Genomic DNA, 19,572 nt, shown 5'->3' with positions numbered 1-19,572 from the left:
CTCACAACTTTAAAATTATGAAAATAACCTATTACGGACATGCCAGCCTTGGAATTGAGGTAGGTGGAAAAAATATAATTGTAGACCCGTTTATTACCGCAAACGAACTGGCTAAACATATTGATATAACTCAGCTTAAAGCTGATTATATTCTTATTACACATGCGCATGGTGACCATATTCTTGATGTTGAAGCGATTGCTAATAATACAGGTGCAACTATAGTTTCTAACGCAGAGATTGCCGGGTATTATGAAAAAAAAGGCTTCAATACACATCCTATGAATCATGGTGGTAGCTGGAATTTTGACTTTGGTAAAGTGAAATATGTAACTGCTATTCATTCAAGCTCTTTCCCTGACGGAACTTATGGTGGTAACCAAGGTGGTTTTGTGATTGAAGGCGAACACAAAAACATATACATTGCCGGAGATACAGCCCTAACTTATGACATGAAGCTTATCCCGCTTCGTACAAAACTTGATCTTGCTATACTTCCTATTGGCAGCAACTTCACTATGGATGTGGAAGACGCTATCATAGCTTCTGATTTTCTTGAGTGCGACAAAGTATTAGGGTATCACTACGATACTTTTGGGTACATTAAAATTAACCACGAGGAAGCTAAAAAGAAATTCTACGATAAGGACAAGGATTTAATGCTATTAGAAATAGGAGGGTCATTAGAGCTGTAATGAAAGCTACTTACAAAAAATATATACTAAATTTTAAACGCCCCAGCGGAACTTCGCGGGGCGTTCTTACTGAAAAGGAGACCTGGTTTATTATTATTGAACATAATGGTAAAAAGGGGATAGGTGAGTGCGGAATATTAAGAGGTCTTAGTATTGACGATAGGGATGATTATGAAGAAAAGCTAAAATTGACGTGTGAGAACATTCATTTGGGTGTAGAAAAACTCTGGGATGCATTAATCGAATTTCCTTCCATACAGTTTGGTATAGAAATGGCTTTTAAGTCTCTGGAGGCCGATAATCCTTTTATTTTATTTTCTTCAGAATTTACAAAGGGTAAAAAAAATATCGCCATAAACGGACTGGTTTGGATGGGGGATGAGGCATATATGAAAGAGCAAATTGATGCCAAACTGGAACAGGGTTTTAATTGTATTAAGCTCAAAATAGGTGCTATTGATTTTGATAAGGAATTAGCTTTATTATCTTTTATACGTGAGAATTTCTCTCCTAAACAGATAGAAATAAGAGTTGATGCCAATGGAGCTTTTAGCATAACTGAAGCTTTAAATAAATTAACTCAACTATCAAAATACCAATTACATAGTATTGAACAACCTATTAAACAGAAACAGGGAGAAGCTATGGCAGATTTGTGTAAAACCACCCCGTTACCTATAGCACTAGATGAAGAACTTATAGGTGTTTTTGGGTATGAAAACAAGCGTAAACTGCTTCAAAAAATCAAGTCTCAATACATTATTTTAAAACCAAGTCTTGTAGGAGGTTTTAAGGGTTCATCCGAATGGATTGAAATAGCCGAAGAGTTAGGTATAGGCTGGTGGGTAACATCGGCACTGGAAAGTAATATAGGTTTAAACGCTATAGCACAATGGACCTATACACTTGGTAATCCTATGCCGCAGGGATTAGGAACCGGTGGATTATATACCAATAATTTTGACTGTCCGCTTGAGGTTAAAAATGGTGAGCTGACATATAGAAACGATCTTCCATGGAAGGTAAACCTATAAAAAAAGAGCCATTAGGCTCTTTTTTATGCTTGTTTTGAATCTTTAGTTATAATAGGAGCAAGGCAGTTTTCAGGTATATTAAACGATTCTACAATAGGGACAGCATCCCGTCTTATTTCCCAACATAGCTGACTAAAAAGTTTTCTTATCGCTTTGGTTTTAACACCTTCCATATACCCCTGCTCTAGGTACCATGCTTTGTTTTCCTGTAATTTATTAATTGCAAATAGATTATAAAGTCTTGTTAATACTTCTTTTAAAGAATCATCTGCTGATCTTAACTGTAACTGGAATTGCTCTAAAAATACCCTGTCCAGATAAGCAAATGCTATTTGCAACATGTGGGGATGCATTATATTAGCTGCATCAAAAGTATCAAGTCCGTCATCCACCAAGCGTTTAAAACGACGTGCTGCAGAACTGACCAGTTCTTTCTCTCTATATTGAAAAGCATGTAAATGGAATTCAGTATCTTTTAAATGACTGTCATCTATATTTCTTGTTGTAAAAGGGTTCTTTTCGGTAACTGCTGTTTTAGCCTGATCCAAGACATAACTAAAAATAGTAGCTATATTCATCTCGCTAAATTGTTTACGGAATTCTCCTAAACGGTTTTTAGCTACCAGCTGCATCAGTACGGTATTATCACCTTCAAATGTGGTATATATTTCAGTATCATTTTTTAAATCGTCAATACGGTTTTCAGATAGATACCCTTTACCACCACAGGCTTCACGACATTCCTGTAAGGCATCACGTGTATTCCATGTGGAATATGATTTCATACCTGCAGCGAGAGCTTCTATTTCCTGCATGTCATCTTCGGTACGGTTCATAAAACGCTTGGTAAGATACTGTAGCCCGAAATGTATGGCAAAAGTATTAGCCAGATAGGGCATAAGCCTTTGCTGATGCATGCGGTAGTTTAGTATAGGAACTTCCATTCCGCCATTAGGACCAAACTGCCTTCGGTTATCACCATACTTAACAGCAATGGTTAATCCGGTTTTAGCTGCTGCCAGTGCCGAACGTGGTATACCTATACGTCCTCCTACAAGTGTTCCCAGCATGGTAAAAAACCTTCTGTTATCACTTGGTATAGAGGTTTCAAATTCACCTTTTTCATTAACCTGAGCAAAACGATCCAGCATATTATCATAAGGTATAACTACGTTATCAAAATAAATAACCCCGTTATCAACCCCGTTTAAACCCATTTTATGTCCGCAGTCCTCAATCCTAATACCAGGTAATACATTTTTATCTTTATCTCTTATAGGAACAATAAAAGCATTTACACCATAGTCCTTATCATCAATAATGAGTTTAGCGAATACGGTAACCATTTCACCATGTAGGGCCGTGTTTCCTATATATTCCTTACGGGCAAATGGTGTGGGGGTGTGTATAGTAAAACTTCTGTCCTTATGATTATAGGTTGCAGTAGTTTCAAGTCCTTTAACGTTAGATCCGTGATGGGTTTCTGTCATGGCAAAACCTCCGGGTATATCTAAAGTACCAATATTATTAAGGTATTTCTCAAAATGCTTTTCGGTTCCCAGGAACATAACACTCATTCCCCATAATCCAAACTGGACTCCAAATTTAATTACAAGGCTAAGGTCATGATAGCTAATAGTTTCCATTATGGTAAAGTATCCTTCAATATCACCGGCACCTCCATACTGTTTAGGATACGCATGACTTCCAAAACCTTCTTTTGCCAGTATTTTACACCATTCAAGTACTTTTTCTCTATATACAGTTATATCGGTTGAAGTTTCGAAAGAAAATTCAGGTTGGCTTATTACCTTTTTAACCCTGTTTATTATCGCTGACTGATTACCGTCAAGAAGTGCAGTCATTTTTTCTTTACTGAAGCTCTCAACCGTTTTAAGCTTATTGGTAATAGTATTGTGAGTTTCACATAGGGAAGAGATAGCCTCATTACTTATAATACCTAATTGCACTTCAAGTTTTAAGAGTTGTGGTTCAATTACCTTAATATCTTCTCTACTGTAAGTAGTTCTGTCGGCATTTGCAATAAAAAAGCCTAATTCTGTAAGGTTTCCAGGTTTATGGTTATTGAGTGCTTTATTAATAAGGTCTTTCCAAAAGAAAAGTTCAGATCGTCCCGGCGGATTATTTAAATCAATTTTTGATTTTAGGAAATCCTTTTCGGCTTTAGAGAAATTATCCTGATTATTTATAAAATCATTCAGAGCTGTATATTCCTCTTTTGTTAATATATCATCCTGCCAGGCTAAATAAATAACAGGGAGTAATATGGTGAGTTTAGGGTCGTTAAGAAATGTAATATTCATTTTAATTGGATTAGAATATTAAAAATAGGCAATTCCTTACTTTTTACTTTTAAAATAGTGTTAATTGTAAACTCAACAAACAGATTAAAACTCATTATTTAACTCATTAAAAACAAAGGGATTATGTTAAAGTTTTTTTATAACATTTTGTGAATGACGCTATTAAAGTTAAAGTTTGCCAATTGGCAATTATTTAATGCTGAATTACATAATAATTAGAAAATAAGTTAATAACTTAGGAGTACATAAAACAAACAATAAAAGAGTAATCATCTATTAAATTAAATTGCCATGGAACGCATAATTATGACACAGTCGGGAGGTGTTGGAGCCATGAGAACCGTTTCTTATGAAGAGGCTGCCGCACAACAGGAAAAAGAAGCACAGGTAAATGAAGTTCTGTCTTGTAATCTGCTACTTAAAAACCTTATTAAAACGAATTTGAGACTTTTAAAAATTAATGATATAACAGCTATTTTACTTTTCTAAAAAATGTTGCTATGGGAAATGAAGAGAGAAAACATAATGAGAATGACAAACCTCACGAAAACAAACAAAACGAATCTGATAGTATAGGAAATCCTAATAAGTACCTTGCTATGGAACAGCCGGGAGTTTCTTACACCAAAGAAAATGGTGAGACTGATTCTGACAATATTAATCCTGACGATTTTAACGGTAGGGATGAATGGGATGAAGAAGGAGGGAACAGTATATATTCAGAGGCTTTTAATCAGGATGATTCCGTTTTAAGTGATAATATCGATTTGGATGAAGATCAAAATAAGTCAGTTTCCAGTGATGATGACGATTTTGAAGAATCTAACGAACGATATACTAATTAAGAATCCAAGTAATCCTTTTATATCAATCCCCTATATTGTAATAATATTGGGGATTTTTTCATAATAAACTAAACCAATTAATGACAGGGAATTCTAAAATAGCAATTTATGGTGCCTTGGCTGCAAACCTTGCCATTGCAGTTGTAAAATTTATAGCAGCTTCCTTTACTGGAAGTTCGGCTATGGTTTCTGAAGGTATACATAGTACGGTAGACAGCGGTAATTCATTATTATTACTTTTAGGAATAAAGCGAAGTCAGAAACCGGCAGATAAAACACATCCTTTTGGGCATGGTAAGGAAATTTATTTTTGGACACTAATCGTTGCTATATTAGTTTTTTCACTTGGTGGTGGTATGTCTATTTATGAAGGGATAACCCATTTACAACACCCTGTAGAGTTAAAAGATCCTTTTTGGAATTATATTGTATTGTTTGCTTCAATAGGTTTTGAAGGAACTTCTTTAATTTATGCTATCAGGCAATTTAATAAGAATAGCGGAAAAAGAGGCTTTTGGAAAGAACTAAGCCTTAGTAAAGACCCAGGGCTGTTTGCTGTGATATATGAAGAAAGCGCTGCTATTACCGGACTAGTAATAGCACTGCTTGGAGTTTTTTTAGGACATTATTACAACAATCCGTTTTTTGATGCACTTGCATCTATGCTTATTGGTGCTGTACTTATTATTGTAGCAATTATTATGGTAAGGGAAAGTAAAGGGCTACTAGTAGGGGAGAGTGCTAACAGTACCATTGTAAAAGGTATATATGATTTGGTTAGTAATGATAAAAGGGTAAAAACATTATATTTTCCTTTAACGATGCATCTTGCTCCCTATGAAATTTTATTGGCTCTTGATGTGGAATTTCAAAGTGATATGACGGTAGACAATCTATTTATTACTATAAAAGAGCTTGAAGACGAAATAAAGGAAAAATTTCCTACAGTCAAGAAAATATATATAGAAGCCAAGAACTTTGGTGGACAGGATCGTCCATGGATAATTGATACTATGGATTAAAAATTAAAATATAAATCATCCTTTTTCACATACACTTCACCAGCTCCGTTCTCCAAATTACTTTTATATTTTTACCTAAAATGCAATTTATTTATATACGAAGAATTATAATATTATAAGTGGTAAAGCTAACCTTTTAAGTTATAATATTATAGGAAAAACCTTTAGCATCATAACTGCTAAAAGTCAACATATACGTATCTTTGTAGTATATTATTAACATACTCAATACATTTAATTTTATCAAAAACCTTTTCGGTCAAATATTGTTTTTTGCATACGTTAAAACAGTATAAATTATAAACTTGTTTAAGTAAAAACTTACCACAATGAGATTCCACACAAGAAAATGGGTGAAACCCGAAGACTTAAATCCAAACGGAACTTTATTTGGAGGAAAGCTATTGGCTTGGATTGACGAAGAAGCCGCTTTATATTCTATAGTACAGCTTGAAAATCAGCGTGTAGTAACCAAACATATGTCTGAAATCAATTTTATGAGTTCTGCCAAACAGGGAGATATTGTAGAGATTGGTATTGATGTAGTACGGTTTGGCAATTCATCAATAGTACTAAAATGTGAGGTGCGTAATAAAATGACTCATGAAAAGATTATTACGGTAGATAATATTACTATGGTTAACCTTGATAGTTTTGGGAGACCAAGCCCGCATGGTAAAACTAAAATAGAATATGTAAAAGACAGGATAGCGAATCGTTAATGTTCGCCATCTGTCTCTACAAATACAGTATTATTATTTGACGGAAGTTCAAATATTTCCAAATCAAAGTACTTTACGGCTGCAATAACGTGGTCAAATATATCGGCCATGATATATTCATAATTCACCCAACGTTTATCTGTAGTAAAGGCATAAATTTCAATAGGTATACCTTTTTCTGTAGGTTGTAAATGCCTACACATCATAGTCATATCTTTATTGATAGCCGGATGGCTTTCAATATACTGATTGATATATTTTCTAAATAAGCCCAGATTAGTCATATTACGACCATTTATCTGTATGCTCTTATCAACAGAATTCTGACTGTTAAACTTATCAATATCAGCCTGACGGTGATCTATATAAGATTTTATAAGCTGAATCTTTTTAAACTCTTCAATCTCGTCACCGGAAACAAATCTAACTGAGTTCGTTTTTATAAGAATATTTCTTTTTATCCTTCTACCTCCTGAAGTTACCATTCCTCTCCAGTTCTTAAATGAATCAGATATCAGGCTGTAAGTAGGTAGAGTAGTGGTAGTGTTATCAAAGTTTCTAACCTTAACCGTGGCAAGGTTAATTTCAATCACATCACCGTCAGCTCCATACTTATCTATAGTAATCCAGTCACCAATACGAACCATATCGTTCACACTAACCTGTATACTGGCAACAAACCCAAGTATAGTATCTCTGAATATCAATAATATAATTGCAGAAATAGCTCCTAAAGCACCTAGAAGAGTCTCTACTTTAAGACCAAACAGGGTAAGTATAATTGAAATACTGGCAAATAGCCATAATATAATCATTAATACCTGTATATAGCTGTCAATTGGTTTATCGCTATAAGCAGGCTTGGTTTTAAGGTAATCTTTTAATGAATGTAATACACTACGTATAATCCATAGGAAAAGGAAAATTATAAATATGCTCATTCCTTTTTCAAAAAACTTCTCCCAGTAGGCAAAACTCTTTAATACAATTGGAATAGTTACATAAACAAAATAAGTAGGCACTAAATGAGCAACATACTTTGTAGCTTTATTTTCTACTAAAATATCATCAAAGGCAGTTTTAGTACGCTTTGCAAAAACGGTAAAAGCAGCCACAAGTATTCTTTTAGATATAAAATCAAGAATAAGTGCTACTACTATTATAACAATAATATTAACTACCAGATTGGCATAAGTAGCCGATGTACGGCTAAAATCTAAATCCCTGAATAATTTGTATGCCCAGTTAAATACTTCCATTTATGAATTAGCAGATTCTTTAAAATATTTGTTTTCAATGTAAAAGGTACCAAAAGGTATGACAGAAGCCAAACATATTATAACAAATTTCTTTGTAGGCCATTTGTGCTCGCTGTTAAGCATAATAGCAAGAACTATATAAGCAATAAAAAGAAAACCATGTATAGGCCCCATTATTTTTACAATCTGTTCCATTTCCATTGTATACTTTAAAGGTACACCAATAAATAAAAGAGCTAAAAAAGAAACACCCTCAAGGGTAGCTATAATTTTAAAGAATTTGATCATAATGCTTAATTTTCGGCAAAGGTAGTAATTAAGAATTATTCTAAAAAACTGTAAAAGTTAATTGTGTAGTATAAATAAAAAAGCTGTTTGTTTCCAAACAGCCCTAATTATATAACCGATGTAAATTATTAAAATTCCTGTAATGCTTTGTTGTATTCTCTTAAGTCAAGCATGTTGTTTTTATTGCCTAAATCAGTAAATAAGGAAATAAGGTATTCTAAGCTTTCCATATTGTTTTCTGTACTCACGGTGTTACCATCTGTAATAAGTTCTGTTTCTTCATCTACAGGCTCATCGTCAGGTATTGGTATTAAAAACGCACCGTTTGCTTCAAGGTGTTCATACGTTAAACGTATTGCCTTTACTAATACAGGTACTTGCTCTTCAAGCGCATATTCACGCAGTTTTTTCAGGTCGGTTATTAGCGTCTCAGCAACAAAACCGTTTTTAAACAAATCAACCTGAATTTTCTTGATCAGTTTTTGTGCACTCGGATTCTCCACAGCTTAAAGTGATTTAGTTTTGAACTTGTTTAAGGATTGCAAAAATACTATTTTATCTAATTTTTCCATATCTTTTTTTTAAATAATTGCCAAAAGCCTTATTAAACCTTATTTTTGAGCGATATAAAACTACATATGAGTAAACGCGACCTTAAAAAATACCTCTCTCAACTTACTAAAAATCAGCTTGAAGAACAGTTTTTAGAAATTTACGATAAGTTTAGTGATGTTAAAACCTACTATGATTTTGTTTTTAACCCTAAGGAAGATAAGCTGGAGCAGGAGGCTAAATTGAAGATTTCTAACGAATATTTTCCTGTAAAAGGGAAAAAATCAAAAATGAGAAGATCGGTTGCTCAAAAATACATTAAGCATTTTATTACACTGGGTGCCAACCCTTTTATGGTAGCCGATGTTATGTTGTTTAATATTGAAATAGCCCAAAGCTATTCGGCAGAGAAGTTTGTAAAACAGGTTACATTTTATAAAAGTATGCTTAATTCCTATAAACAGGCTGCTGATTATATTGTAGCTAACGGAATGGCTCCCGACTTTAAAACCCGTCTAAAAAGCATACATGACGAAGCTTTTGAACAGAAATGGGAAAACCGAAAGGAATTTGAACGCATTTACGATAATTTTGAATAATTACGTAAACAGGTTGGTTTGTACATCTGCTAAATGATATCCTTCCTTAAGTTTTCCTACTCTAAATAGATTAACTTTTTCATGCGCCAGGCGTGTAGGTTCTGGGATGCGATGCTTTATAGTACACTGTTTCATTATTCTTAACGAGTCTTCTACAGATACTTTATGCCCCGGAGCGATATAAACAGGCTTTACATTTGTTTTAGTGCGTAGTGCATAACCTAATAATTCGTTTCCGCTGTAAATGGGACTGGCACTAAATTTCTCATCTGCTAATGCATCATAGCTTCCATAAAGCATACTTTTAGCACAACCTATAGTTTGAATATCTTGCAAAACACCAAAATGAGAAGCGATACCCATACGTCTTGGATGAGTAATTCCCTGTCCGTCCAAAACCAGTGTATCAGGTTTTACAGGTATCTGTTTCCATGCTTCTATTAATGTCGGCACCTCCCTAAAACCTAAATATTGTGGCACATAGGGAAATTTTGTTTTGAACTCAATTAACGAATAGGATTGTAAAACCATTTGCGGATAACTTAGTATAACTATACCTGCGTAAACAGTATCACTATCTTTATTATGTGAAATGTCGCCACCTGCTATAGTAGTAATATTTTTATCGTATGTTTGCAAAATCAACTTTTGCCTTAGTTCATTTTGAACAGCAGTAGCATCTGTAATCGAAATGGCATTATAATTTAGCATATCACACCTTTAAAGAAGAACTTCTAAAATACAAATTAAAATTCCCCGTTTAATAGTGTATATTGCTAATGTTTCCTTAAATTAAGGGATTGCAAAAGTTTAAGATTTTTTAAACACAAAATAAGGCTCCAACCACCTTATTTTTGGTATTTATCGAACTGTATGGAAAGAGAAGTTAAGGAAGTAGACAGGAAAGAGCTGTACCAATATCAGAAAAACGATATAGACACGATTTTCGAAAAGTTTGAAGGCAAGCCTGACAACTATCATCTGTTGTACCAGTTACCTACAGGTGGAGGGAAAACTGTCATCTTTTCTGAGATAGCCCGCAGATACTTAGAACAATATAACCGTAAGGTGTTAGTACTTACGCACAGAATAGAACTTAGTAAACAAACCTCAAAAATGCTTAAAAGCTTTGGGGTTAAAAACACTGTTATAGACAGTAGCGTAAAAGAGCTGCCATATGACAATGAATACTCGTGCTATGTAGCCATGGTAGAAACCTTAAACAACAGGCTTAAGGATAAAAAATTCCGCATGGATGACGTAGGGCTTGTAATTGTCGATGAGGCGCACTATAACTCGTTTAGAAAACTGTTCTCATTTTTCAAAAAATCATTGTTTTTGGGAGTAACAGCTACTCCGCTAAGTTCAAACATCGATTTACCGATGTATGAAACCTATAGCGAATTAATAACGGGAGAACCTATTCAGTCACTTATTGATAAAGGTTATCTGGCTAAGGCAGCTATGTATGATTATGATGTAGAACTTACATCGTTAAAGCTTGGTATTAATGGTGATTATACGGTAGCGTCGTCTGACGAGCTGTATTCGCGTGCCGTTATGCAGGATTTACTGCTACAGGCTTATGATTACCGTTCAAAAGGTAAAAAAACCCTGATATTTAACAACGGTATCTATACATCACTATATGTATATGAAACCTTTAAAGCTGCCGGATTACCTATTAAACATCTTGATAACAGAACGCCCGAAATGGAGCGTAAAAAGATATTAAGCTGGTTTAAAAATACTCCTGACGCTATATTAACGTCGGTTTCCATCTTAACAACCGGTTTTGATGAGCCTACGGTAGAAACTATTATCCTTAACAGGGCGACACGTTCGCTAACACTGTATTTCCAGATGATAGGCCGTGGTTCACGTAAACTGCCGGGGAAAGATACATTTACTGTAATTGATTTAGGTAATAATGCGCAGCGATTCGGTTTATGGAGTGATCCTGTAGACTGGCATTACATTTTTAAAAATCCCGAATTATTCCTGGATAGTATTCGTACCGATGCTGAAATAGAAAGCCTTCACGTTTATACTATGCCTGAGGAAATAAGAAATAAATTCCCTAACTCTGACGATGTAGAATTTGATGTTGAGGACGAATTTAAAGTTGCAGCCGAGTTAAAGATGAAGCCTAAATCGGTTATCGATAAGTCTATTATGCAACACGCACAAATGTGTGTTGAAAATAGTGAGACTATACCCGAAGCCCGTAAACTGGCAAAATTACTGGAGCCGGATATTGAATATAGGGTAAAACAGTACTCTAACCTGCTTACAAGAACTACAAAAAATTACCGTGAATGGCTGATGGAGGATTACAGAACCCGACTAGGTACCAGCATAGGTAAGCTGTTTAGAAAATATGCTATGGAAGAAGATTAAAATAACGATAGCTGTCCTCCTGAAGAAGGTTTGTCTTTTTTAGGAGGCTGTGCTTCTCCAAAAATAGTTCTTCCTCCATATTTATACGATTCATCCCTTTCTCTTTGTACTAAAGCATCAAAATTTTCATTTGGGCTAAATCCTTTTTCGGCTTCCCATGATATTTCAGAAAGTTTCCTGATAGCATGCATTTTATCGCTATTACCAATTTTTGCTTTTTGAATAGCTGTCTGTAGGGTATTAATTGTTTCATCAAAAGTATTTACGGGTACAGGAAACGGATGCCCATCTTTACCACCATGAGCAAAAGAAAAACGTGCCGGATCTTCAAATCGGGTAGGAGTACCATAAATTACTTCACTTACCAATGCCAACGACTGTAATGAACGTGGCCCCATTCCTTTAAGCATTAACAGGCTTTCAAAATCTTCAGGCTTATTTTCATGAGCTACCCAAAGCATTGCTCCTAAACGTTTCATGTTTACATCTTTCATACGCACATCATGGTGACTAGGCATTACAAGATGGTTTATTTCCTTCAATATCCTTTCCGGATTCTCATTTGCTATAACCAATGATTTTTCCCTAGCCGAAACTGCATTATGGGCTGTAAGGTTTAAAATTTCACCTTTATTCTTACCATATATAAACGTATGGGGTTCATCAATAAACGATTGTAAATCTTTTGAATGCCAATGATATCTGCGTGCCATAGCATTACTGTCATTCATTCCCTGCTGTATAACACACCAATCTCCTTTATCGGTCACTATAAAGTTATGCTGATAAAGCTGATACCCATCCTGTATAGCAGTATTATCCACCTTAGCAGTAAGCTTACTGAAGTTAGCCAGTTGAACACCGTCCAGTCCGGTTTTATAACCTACAGCAAGTAATTCTTCCGGAGTTTTAGTGGAATGTTTACCCTTGCCGCCACAAATGTAAATACCCAACTCTTTAGCATGCGGATTTACCGAACGCTTTAAAGCGCCCAATACAGAAGTGGTAATGCCTGATGAATGCCAATCCATCCCCATAACAGCACCAAAGCTTTGAAACCAAAACGGATTGGATAATTTACTTATAGCCTCGGCTGCAGAAAATTCCATCACAATAGTCTCCATAATGGAAAGTCCCAGTTTTGACATCCTTTCGGAAAGCCAAAGAGGTACATGTCCGTTATGTAATGGTAAATCTGCTGATCCGGAGTGTTTCATGCTATGAATTATGAATATGTAAAAATACAAAACAGCCGTGCTTAAAAATGTTAAACACGGCTGTTTGTTTTAAAGTTATATTGTTTTTACACTAAACAATTAATTTGAGCATATTGTAGTAGCATTATGGTTTTTGCATCTTTTATTTCACCATTCTTAATCATATTAATGGCTTGTGTAAACGGCATTTCAAGCACTTCAATATTTTCGTGTTCACTTTCAACACCACCGCCTTCACTGATTTTCATATCTTCTGAATACGAACCTGTAAAAAAGTGTATTATTTCGGTTACTGAACCCGGAGACATATATACCTCCATTATCTTTTTAACCTCGGTAATCCTGTAACCCGTTTCTTCCTGCGTTTCACGTTTAATACATTCTTCCGGATCATTCTCGTCTAAAAGCCCTGCGCAGGCTTCAATCATCATCCCGTCCGCATTACCGTTAAACCATGTAGGTATACGTAACTGACGCGTAAGTATAACCGTACCTTTTTCCTTATTATAAAGAATTATTACAGCTCCGTTACCACGATTATATACTTCGCGCTCCTGTTGCTGCCAACTGCCGTCCTGCAGCTTAAAATCGTATTTTACTTTACGTAATACTCCCCAGTTATCTGATAAAAGTTCAGAGGATATTACTTTTACTTTTTTTTCTTCCATATACCTAAAAATAAATTCCCCTCACTAGGAGGGGAGAATCCATTTCAAATATACTGATAAAATTTAGTACTTTCCGCTTAATAAGGCGCCACCCATAGGTACTTTGGTATCTAATCCCAATTTTTTAAGCATCTCGTATGTAGTGCATACTGCTGCTGATGTTACTGGGATTCCGCTTTCTTTCTCAATAGCATCAATAGCCTCAAGAGAAGGCATTTGCACACAGGCAGATGCTACAATAACATCTACACCTTCAAGATTAAGTCTTTTATAGATGTCTAAAAGATTCTTAGGGTTTTGCGCAGCAACCTCAAGGTTATCCGGTATTTCAAGAGCTATATAATCAACCACTTCAAATCCCTGGTGTTCAATATAATCAACAACCATTTCGGTAAGTGGTTTCATGTAAGGAGTAATAACTGCTACTTTTTTAGCACCTAATACTTTTAATCCGTTTATTAATGCTCCGGCACTTGTAACAACAGGGGCAGGGGCATCGTTTTTAACGGTTTCCTCATGTAAGTTGGTTTCCGAAACACAATGGTAACCACGCCCCATGCTCATAATAGCAACAAGGCAGGCATATCCCATAACATCTACACGTGCATCAGATAGCTCCTGAGCACATTTTAGGCTCTGGGCATCCATTGCTTCCAGTTCTTCTTTTGTTACTTTTTTCATTCTCATTCTGCTGGAATGGAATGTAAAACGTTCTGGCGCTATAGTTTCACGGGAACGTAACAGGGCAGGTATTTCCGTTTCCATGGTTACGTTTGAACTTGGGACTATCTGACCTATTCTATATACTTTATTATTCATTATTTAAAGTTATACTTTAAGTTTAACTATAAGCTTTCAGAATCTACAATGGTATTCTTAAGCGTACCAATTCCCTCAACTGTTGCTTCTACAACATCACCCGGCCACATAAACTCCTGCGGAGTTCTTCCTGCACCAACACCTGCTGGTGTACCCGTAGCGATTATGTCACCGGTTTCAAGGGTAAACACCGTACTCAAATCATGAATCAGATCGTTTATATTAAACAACATGAATTTAGTATTTGAGTTTTGTTTTTCAACCCCGTTAAGTTTAAGGGATAAATTAAGGTTATGCGGATCCTTTATCTCGTCCTTAGTTACCAGTACAGGCCCCATAGGAGCAAAGGTATCCTGACCTTTAGATACAATCCATTGTCCTGCACGACGACAGTCTCTTGCACTAATATCGTTGATAATAGTATAGCCATAAACACAGTCAAGAGCATTCTCTTTAGCTATATTTTTCCCTCCTTTACCTAAAATTACGGCAAGTTCCACTTCATAATCCAGTTGTTGAGTTACTTTTTGGTTGTGAATAATATCTGTTTCAGGTCCGGTTACGGCTGTCGTAGGCTTAGTAAATATAACAGGTTGTTGCGGAAGATCTTTAGAAGTGTCCAATGAACGAGCTGATTCGGCAACGTGTTCCGTATAGTTAAGCCCTATACCAAAAATATTTTTTCTTGGTCTTGGAATAGGCGCAAGTAGGGTAGCATTTCCTAATGGTATAGAACACTCTTCCAGTTCCTCTTTAGTAGCAGTATTTAATAACTGAACAGCCTGTTTTATTCCGCTTTCACCTAAATCAATAAAATCAAGCATATTGTTAGGAAGCGGACTCTGTTTTAAATGCCCCAGTTTTTCGGCATCAACTATCATATTATCTTCAATAAATCCAAGGCTTGAGGCCGTGTGGTTTATTCTGTAAGTAACTAATTTCATTATTGTTTGTTTGTAATATTATTATTCAATTTTCTGGAATCCGTCAGGATGTGCTTTTTCCTGATATAACCCCAGTGATTCTATCACAGGTAAATCATTAAACGAGAACAGGCATGCATCTTCTGTTTCCGAAAGGTTTACATGCTCGTGATATACCCACGAAGGTACGCAGAAAATATCTCTTTCTTTCCAGTCATAACGCTTTCCGCCTATAACAGAGTAACCTTTTCCTTTAGCACACTGGTATACAAATGACCCTGTGTGTTTATGGGCTTTAGTATGCTCACCAGGGCGTAACATTTGTATAGAAGCTCCCATAGTCTGCATTACGTGTCCTCCGGTTACAGGGTTGCTATAATGCATCAGTACACCATCATAAGGTGAACCCTCATTAACTGTTGCAGCTTCCTGTAGCGCAGGGTATACCTGTTTCCATGAATATTTAAAAATTGGAGAGTAAGGCTTATTCCATTCCTGATCGGCTGGTACAAGTCCTGCACCTCCATAAGTTAGCGGAGAGAAGTTAACCGGTTTTTCAAGAGGTTGTTTCCCATCAAGAACTGCATAGTCGTTAGCTTCCAGTGCATTTACAAGCGGAATATCAAGTCCGTCCTGCCAAATACAGGTTTTTCCGCCTTCTTCCACACCGTGCTCATGCCACGTACTGTTTGGGGTGATAACAAAATCGTTAACTTCCAGCATTATCTTATTACCATCTACAACTGTATAACCACCTTCACCTTCCATAATAAAACGAAGGGCAGAGGCCTTATGGCGGTGAGCAGAGGTACTTTCTCCCGGTCTTGTTACCTGAATACCGGTATAAAGCCAACCTACAGCAGCACTTACATCCCTGCGTTTATCGTTTACAAGGTAAACAACACGTCTTCCGGCCTGTTCGGGAGTTACGAGTTCTGATGATTTTAAAACCAATTCTCTTAAATCCTCATAACGCCATAACATAGGTACCGACGAAGGTTTTGGTTCCCATGGCTCAATATCGTTTGCTACGGTCCATAAAGCACCGGCGCCAAGTTTGTTCAGTTCGGCATAGTAGGCTTCTAATTCCGGAGTGTCCTGTACTCTTGCACGGCCCAGTACACTGTCATCGTATTTTGTATCCATACTAATATAGTTTTTAAGTTGAATGTTTATTCTTCAAGATTATCGGTAAAAGTTATATTCTTTTTAGGAGCAGTATTTACCTTTAAATCAAATATATCAAAGCGGTTATAGTGCCCTAATATATCATGCATTTGTTTTGGCTGAATACATTTCGACAAGTCGATATCAGCATAAACAATACCTTCATCATCAATAAGCGGCTCTCCAATTACAGCACCATTAGGTCCTATAATACCCGAGAATGCACTGTTTTTCCTTGTTAGGAGTTCTTCCACGTTAGGGACATCCTCTTTCATAACATCCATTATTTCCTGAGTAATAGTAGAGCAGGATACAATTGTAAACAGCTTACCTTCAAATGAGTGTGCTGCAGCCCTGATTTTAATAGCTTCTGCCATATTATAGTCGGGCGGGGCAACAGGAAGCGAAATATAATTAGCTATATGTATAAGTTCTCCCTGAGTAAGTAGCGTAAAACGTGCTAATGTATTGGTGTTTTCTCCACAGGCAAGCGTACCTATAGGTCCAATTTCTGTATTGTACACTTTAAGGGACGAACCGTCTCCGCCAGTCCAGGTAAGCTTTTCAGCCCAGGTAGGCACCAGTTTCCTGTGCTTACCTACAAGATTACCTTTGTTATCTATTATAAGATTGGTATTATATAATTCACCAAGGCTTTGCCCGCGCTCATTTACACCAATAACTACGTGGCAATTATGTTCTTTTGCGGCTTCACAAATTCTGGCTACTTCAGGTCCGGGTACAGCTATAGAGTTTTTATATAAAACTTCATACCATTTGCTACCCTGTACAGGAGTCATTATCCAGTTCCAGTAGGGGTAGCCGGCAACAAATACTTCAGGAAAAGCAACTAGTGACGCTCCGTTACCCGATGCTTCCGCAATAATAGAGCAAGCCTTATCTACCGTAGCTTCCACATTAAGAAACACGGGAGCAGCCTGTACGGCAGCAGCTTTAAATTTTGGTAATTCTAACATTATATTTCGAATTATTAATTCTCTGATTTATATCTCTCCAATACAGTTCGCATAGCATCTGTAAACGGACTCGCTTTTATATCACCTCTGTCATTCAGGAAATCAACTTTTACAAGTGTAACCTCGCCTTCAAGGCAGGTAGAACCATCTTCATGTTCAAACTTAAATCCGCATACCATAGATGACCCGCCAATGTTTTTTAGCCAAAGGTATTTGGTAAGCTCATCGCCAAGGCGGGCAGCTTTTTTAAACTGTATTTTTAAATCAACAGTAGGGATACCTCCTGTTTTATGTATGTTTTTAAACGGAAGCTCTAATGCTTCTTCATAAAAATCTTCCACAAGACAGTTTAGCATTTCCAGAAAACGCGGGTAAAAAACGATACCTGCATAATCGACATGCTGAAAACGTACTTTCTCTTTCTTTATAAATGCTTTTTCCATTTAAGCCTGAACTGTATTTTTTAATTTAAATCGCTGTATTTTACCTGTTTCTGTTTTAGGTAATACATCGACATACTTTATTTCTCTCGGGTATTTATAAGGAGCTGCAACTTCTTTAAACCAATCCTGGATGGCTTTGGTAAGTTCATTACAGGCTTTATTTTTATCTTTTAGAACAAGGTAGGCACAAACTAGCATACCTCTGTTTTCATCAGGTAATCCTACTACAGCACATTCGGCAACATCGTTGTGTGTAATAAGTACGTTTTCAACCTCAATAGCCGAAATGTTATATCCGGATGAAATAATCATATCATCACCACGAGCCACAAACCAAAAATAACCGTCGTTATCCTTTTTAAAGATGTCTCCTGTAATATTCCAGCCGTTTTGGACATACTGTTGTTGTTTTTCAGGATTATTAAGATACTTACATCCGGTTATACCCCGTACAGCAAGCCTTCCCGGAGTTCCGTTAGGCTGTTCATTTCCGTCTTCATCAACAATCATGGCTTCATAACCCCTAATAGGTAGTCCTGTAGCACCAACACGCATGTTTTCTTCATTAGATGAAATAAAGATATGAAGTATTTCTGTAGAACCTATACCATCTATGATTTTCAGTCCGGTAGCATTATACCAATCTTCCCATACCTTAGCGGGAAGGGTTTCTCCGGCTGAAACACATTTTCTAAGCGATGAAATATCATATTCGTTCGCTTTTTGTGTAAGTATTCTCCAAGCAGTAGGAGCAGTGAAACATATTGTTACCTTGTAATCTTGAATAGCCTGTAAAAGCAAGTCAGGTGATGGTTTCTCTATTAAAAATGTAGATGCAGCAAAGTAAAAAGGGAATAACACCAAACCACCCAAACCAAAGGTAAACCCTAATGGCGGACTACCTGTAAAAACATCATTTGAAGTAGGCTGTAAGGAATATTTAGGGAATGCCTCACATATTAATAATATATCTTTATGGTAATGTGAAGTCATTTTTGGCCTTCCGGTAGTGCCCGACGTAAAGCCTATAATAGAAAGTGAATCTGATTTTGATTTGTAATTACTGAACTCTTTTGGTTTTTGAGCCATTAGCGTTTCCAGCTTAGAAATTCCTTTTCCCGAACCGTCAAAAGTAATAACCTGTTTCAAAAACGGACTCTTAACTGCCATTATTTCGTCTTCAAGGCGGTAATCGCAAAAAGCATGTGAAATCTCGGCGCTTTCAACCATTACACTAAGTTCCTTTTCACGAAGTAGGGGCATAGTTGCTACAACAATACCACCCGCTTTGAGTATAGCAAACCAACAGGCTACATACATAGGATTATTTGCCGACCTGATAAGCACCCTATTACCGGGAACCAGTCCCATGTTTTCAACTAAAACATGAGCTATTTGGTTAGACTTTTCATATAGGTCTTTGTAAGTCCATTGCATATCAAAAGTCCTGACTGCTATTTTATCGCCATTACCTTCGGTAATATGTCTGTCAAGCAGTCTTTCTACACAATTCAAATCTTCAGGAAACTCAAAATCAGGATGTCCTGTAAAGCATTGTGCCTGTAGTTTGACAACAGGTAAATGGTCGTGTGCAAAATTATCTTCGTAATGTTTCATT

At 36.3% G+C, this 19,572-nt stretch carries 21 protein-coding genes; 8 read left to right on the top strand and 13 right to left on the bottom strand.

Features of this window, described 5'->3' with window-relative positions; genetic code table 11:
• Positions 1 to 17: 17 nt before the first annotated feature.
• Complete coding sequence (locus V3Z67_RS01825; protein ID WP_330441710.1) at positions 18 to 695, top strand: metal-dependent hydrolase; 678 nt, start codon at positions 18 to 20, stop codon at positions 693 to 695.
• Positions 695 to 1,729 carry an o-succinylbenzoate synthase gene (gene menC / locus V3Z67_RS01820; RefSeq protein ID WP_330441709.1) on the top strand — a complete coding sequence of 345 codons (1,035 nt, stop codon included), beginning with the start codon at positions 695 to 697 and terminating at the stop codon, positions 1,727 to 1,729. Before V3Z67_RS01825 ends, menC begins: the two co-directional genes overlap by 1 nt.
• 23 nt (positions 1,730 to 1,752) lie before the next feature.
• On the opposite strand, the gene V3Z67_RS01815 is transcribed toward menC, so the two are convergent.
• Positions 1,753 to 4,053 carry an acyl-CoA dehydrogenase family protein gene (locus tag V3Z67_RS01815; RefSeq protein ID WP_330441708.1) on the bottom strand — a complete coding sequence of 767 codons (2,301 nt, stop codon included), beginning with the start codon at positions 4,051 to 4,053 and terminating at the stop codon, positions 1,753 to 1,755.
• Positions 4,054 to 4,344: 291 nt separating this feature from the next.
• On the opposite strand from V3Z67_RS01815, the gene V3Z67_RS01810 reads away from it, so the two are divergent.
• From V3Z67_RS01810 to V3Z67_RS01795, 4 genes are all read left to right on the top strand, one after another.
• Positions 4,345 to 4,542 carry a hypothetical protein gene (locus V3Z67_RS01810; protein WP_157481461.1) on the top strand — a complete coding sequence of 66 codons (198 nt, stop codon included), beginning with the start codon at positions 4,345 to 4,347 and terminating at the stop codon, positions 4,540 to 4,542.
• Between the two features lie 11 nt (positions 4,543 to 4,553).
• Positions 4,554 to 4,898: a hypothetical protein gene (locus V3Z67_RS01805; RefSeq protein ID WP_330441707.1), complete on the top strand. Its 345-nt coding sequence runs from the start codon at positions 4,554 to 4,556 to the stop codon at positions 4,896 to 4,898.
• Positions 4,899 to 4,978: 80 nt separating this feature from the next.
• Positions 4,979 to 5,920, top strand: a complete 942-nt coding sequence (locus tag V3Z67_RS01800) for a cation diffusion facilitator family transporter (protein WP_330441706.1) — start codon at positions 4,979 to 4,981, stop codon at positions 5,918 to 5,920.
• Positions 5,921 to 6,249: 329 nt separating this feature from the next.
• Positions 6,250 to 6,642 carry an acyl-CoA thioesterase gene (locus tag V3Z67_RS01795; protein WP_035131030.1) on the top strand — a complete coding sequence of 131 codons (393 nt, stop codon included), beginning with the start codon at positions 6,250 to 6,252 and terminating at the stop codon, positions 6,640 to 6,642.
• On the opposite strand, the gene V3Z67_RS01790 is transcribed toward V3Z67_RS01795, so the two are convergent.
• The 3 genes from V3Z67_RS01790 to V3Z67_RS01780 form a co-directional block, all read right to left on the bottom strand.
• Entirely contained in the window at positions 6,639 to 7,901 is a 1,263-nt protein-coding gene (locus V3Z67_RS01790; RefSeq protein ID WP_330441705.1) for a mechanosensitive ion channel family protein, read from the bottom strand. The two genes, V3Z67_RS01795 and V3Z67_RS01790, sit on opposite strands and share 4 nt — an antisense overlap.
• Entirely contained in the window at positions 7,902 to 8,189 is a 288-nt protein-coding gene (locus V3Z67_RS01785; protein WP_330441704.1) for a DUF3817 domain-containing protein, read from the bottom strand.
• A 128-nt stretch (positions 8,190 to 8,317) separates the two neighbouring features.
• Complete coding sequence (locus V3Z67_RS01780) at positions 8,318 to 8,692, bottom strand: hypothetical protein (RefSeq protein WP_035131016.1); 375 nt, start codon at positions 8,690 to 8,692, stop codon at positions 8,318 to 8,320.
• 135 nt (positions 8,693 to 8,827) lie between these two features.
• On the opposite strand from V3Z67_RS01780, the gene V3Z67_RS01775 reads away from it, so the two are divergent.
• Positions 8,828 to 9,340, top strand: a complete 513-nt coding sequence (locus V3Z67_RS01775; RefSeq protein ID WP_330441703.1) for a DUF6155 family protein — start codon at positions 8,828 to 8,830, stop codon at positions 9,338 to 9,340.
• Here the strand turns inward: V3Z67_RS01775 and nfi are convergent, their stop codons facing one another.
• On the bottom strand, positions 9,341 to 10,051 hold the full coding sequence (gene nfi, locus V3Z67_RS01770) for a deoxyribonuclease V (protein WP_330441702.1): 711 nt from the start codon (positions 10,049 to 10,051) through the stop codon (positions 9,341 to 9,343).
• Between the two features lie 162 nt (positions 10,052 to 10,213).
• Between nfi and V3Z67_RS01765 the strand changes: the two genes are divergently transcribed.
• Positions 10,214 to 11,740: a DEAD/DEAH box helicase gene (locus V3Z67_RS01765; protein ID WP_330441701.1), complete on the top strand. Its 1,527-nt coding sequence runs from the start codon at positions 10,214 to 10,216 to the stop codon at positions 11,738 to 11,740.
• On the opposite strand, the gene V3Z67_RS01760 is transcribed toward V3Z67_RS01765, so the two are convergent.
• From V3Z67_RS01760 to V3Z67_RS01725, 8 genes are all read right to left on the bottom strand, one after another.
• Complete coding sequence (locus tag V3Z67_RS01760; RefSeq protein ID WP_330441700.1) at positions 11,737 to 12,957, bottom strand: DUF763 domain-containing protein; 1,221 nt, start codon at positions 12,955 to 12,957, stop codon at positions 11,737 to 11,739. The genes V3Z67_RS01765 and V3Z67_RS01760 overlap by 4 nt on opposite strands.
• An 86-nt stretch (positions 12,958 to 13,043) precedes the next feature.
• On the bottom strand, positions 13,044 to 13,625 hold the full coding sequence (gene nudK / locus V3Z67_RS01755) for a GDP-mannose pyrophosphatase NudK (RefSeq protein ID WP_330441699.1): 582 nt from the start codon (positions 13,623 to 13,625) through the stop codon (positions 13,044 to 13,046).
• A 63-nt stretch (positions 13,626 to 13,688) separates the two neighbouring features.
• On the bottom strand, positions 13,689 to 14,444 hold the full coding sequence (locus tag V3Z67_RS01750) for a maleate cis-trans isomerase family protein (RefSeq protein WP_330441698.1): 756 nt from the start codon (positions 14,442 to 14,444) through the stop codon (positions 13,689 to 13,691).
• Between the two features lie 26 nt (positions 14,445 to 14,470).
• Positions 14,471 to 15,388 (bottom strand): fumarylacetoacetate hydrolase family protein, encoded by a 918-nt coding sequence (locus V3Z67_RS01745; RefSeq protein WP_330441696.1) that lies wholly within the window; start codon positions 15,386 to 15,388, stop codon positions 14,471 to 14,473.
• Positions 15,389 to 15,409: 21 nt separating this feature from the next.
• Complete coding sequence (locus V3Z67_RS01740) at positions 15,410 to 16,513, bottom strand: cupin domain-containing protein (RefSeq protein WP_330441695.1); 1,104 nt, start codon at positions 16,511 to 16,513, stop codon at positions 15,410 to 15,412.
• 26 nt (positions 16,514 to 16,539) lie between these two features.
• Entirely contained in the window at positions 16,540 to 17,511 is a 972-nt protein-coding gene (locus V3Z67_RS01735; protein WP_330441694.1) for a carbon-nitrogen hydrolase family protein, read from the bottom strand.
• A 14-nt stretch (positions 17,512 to 17,525) separates the two neighbouring features.
• On the bottom strand, positions 17,526 to 17,954 hold the full coding sequence (locus V3Z67_RS01730; RefSeq protein ID WP_052123202.1) for an acyl-CoA thioesterase: 429 nt from the start codon (positions 17,952 to 17,954) through the stop codon (positions 17,526 to 17,528).
• Entirely contained in the window at positions 17,955 to 19,571 is a 1,617-nt protein-coding gene (locus V3Z67_RS01725; RefSeq protein WP_330441693.1) for an AMP-binding protein, read from the bottom strand.
• Position 19,572: the final 1 nt, after the last annotated feature.

The sequence above is a fragment of the Flavobacterium sp. C4GT6 genome (assembly GCF_036347315.1).
In the GTDB taxonomy this organism is placed as follows: Bacteria; Bacteroidota; Bacteroidia; order Flavobacteriales; family Flavobacteriaceae; genus Flavobacterium.
The sequence above is the reverse complement of the archived record's forward strand: the minus strand, read 5'-3'. Positions and strand labels throughout refer to the sequence as shown.

Coding starts and splice junctions, on each gene's coding strand:
- V3Z67_RS01800 (WP_330441706.1), top strand. CDS start 4,979: ATGACAGGGAATTCTAAAATAGCAATTTATGGTGCCTTGGCTGCAAAC.
- nfi (WP_330441702.1), bottom strand. CDS start 10,051: ATGCTAAATTATAATGCCATTTCGATTACAGATGCTACTGCTGTTCAA.
- V3Z67_RS01810 (WP_157481461.1), top strand. CDS start 4,345: ATGGAACGCATAATTATGACACAGTCGGGAGGTGTTGGAGCCATGAGA.
- V3Z67_RS01760 (WP_330441700.1), bottom strand. CDS start 12,957: ATGAAACACTCCGGATCAGCAGATTTACCATTACATAACGGACATGTA.
- V3Z67_RS01825 (WP_330441710.1), top strand. CDS start 18: ATGAAAATAACCTATTACGGACATGCCAGCCTTGGAATTGAGGTAGGT.
- V3Z67_RS01740 (WP_330441695.1), bottom strand. CDS start 16,513: ATGGATACAAAATACGATGACAGTGTACTGGGCCGTGCAAGAGTACAG.
- V3Z67_RS01805 (WP_330441707.1), top strand. CDS start 4,554: ATGGGAAATGAAGAGAGAAAACATAATGAGAATGACAAACCTCACGAA.
- nudK (WP_330441699.1), bottom strand. CDS start 13,625: ATGGAAGAAAAAAAAGTAAAAGTAATATCCTCTGAACTTTTATCAGAT.
- menC (WP_330441709.1), top strand. CDS start 695: ATGAAAGCTACTTACAAAAAATATATACTAAATTTTAAACGCCCCAGC.
- V3Z67_RS01785 (WP_330441704.1), bottom strand. CDS start 8,189: ATGATCAAATTCTTTAAAATTATAGCTACCCTTGAGGGTGTTTCTTTT.
- V3Z67_RS01765 (WP_330441701.1), top strand. CDS start 10,214: ATGGAAAGAGAAGTTAAGGAAGTAGACAGGAAAGAGCTGTACCAATAT.
- V3Z67_RS01815 (WP_330441708.1), bottom strand. CDS start 4,053: ATGAATATTACATTTCTTAACGACCCTAAACTCACCATATTACTCCCT.
- V3Z67_RS01745 (WP_330441696.1), bottom strand. CDS start 15,388: ATGAAATTAGTTACTTACAGAATAAACCACACGGCCTCAAGCCTTGGA.
- V3Z67_RS01730 (WP_052123202.1), bottom strand. CDS start 17,954: ATGGAAAAAGCATTTATAAAGAAAGAGAAAGTACGTTTTCAGCATGTC.
- V3Z67_RS01725 (WP_330441693.1), bottom strand. CDS start 19,571: ATGAAACATTACGAAGATAATTTTGCACACGACCATTTACCTGTTGTC.
- V3Z67_RS01750 (WP_330441698.1), bottom strand. CDS start 14,444: ATGAATAATAAAGTATATAGAATAGGTCAGATAGTCCCAAGTTCAAAC.
- V3Z67_RS01775 (WP_330441703.1), top strand. CDS start 8,828: ATGAGTAAACGCGACCTTAAAAAATACCTCTCTCAACTTACTAAAAAT.
- V3Z67_RS01790 (WP_330441705.1), bottom strand. CDS start 7,901: ATGGAAGTATTTAACTGGGCATACAAATTATTCAGGGATTTAGATTTT.
- V3Z67_RS01735 (WP_330441694.1), bottom strand. CDS start 17,511: ATGTTAGAATTACCAAAATTTAAAGCTGCTGCCGTACAGGCTGCTCCC.
- V3Z67_RS01795 (WP_035131030.1), top strand. CDS start 6,250: ATGAGATTCCACACAAGAAAATGGGTGAAACCCGAAGACTTAAATCCA.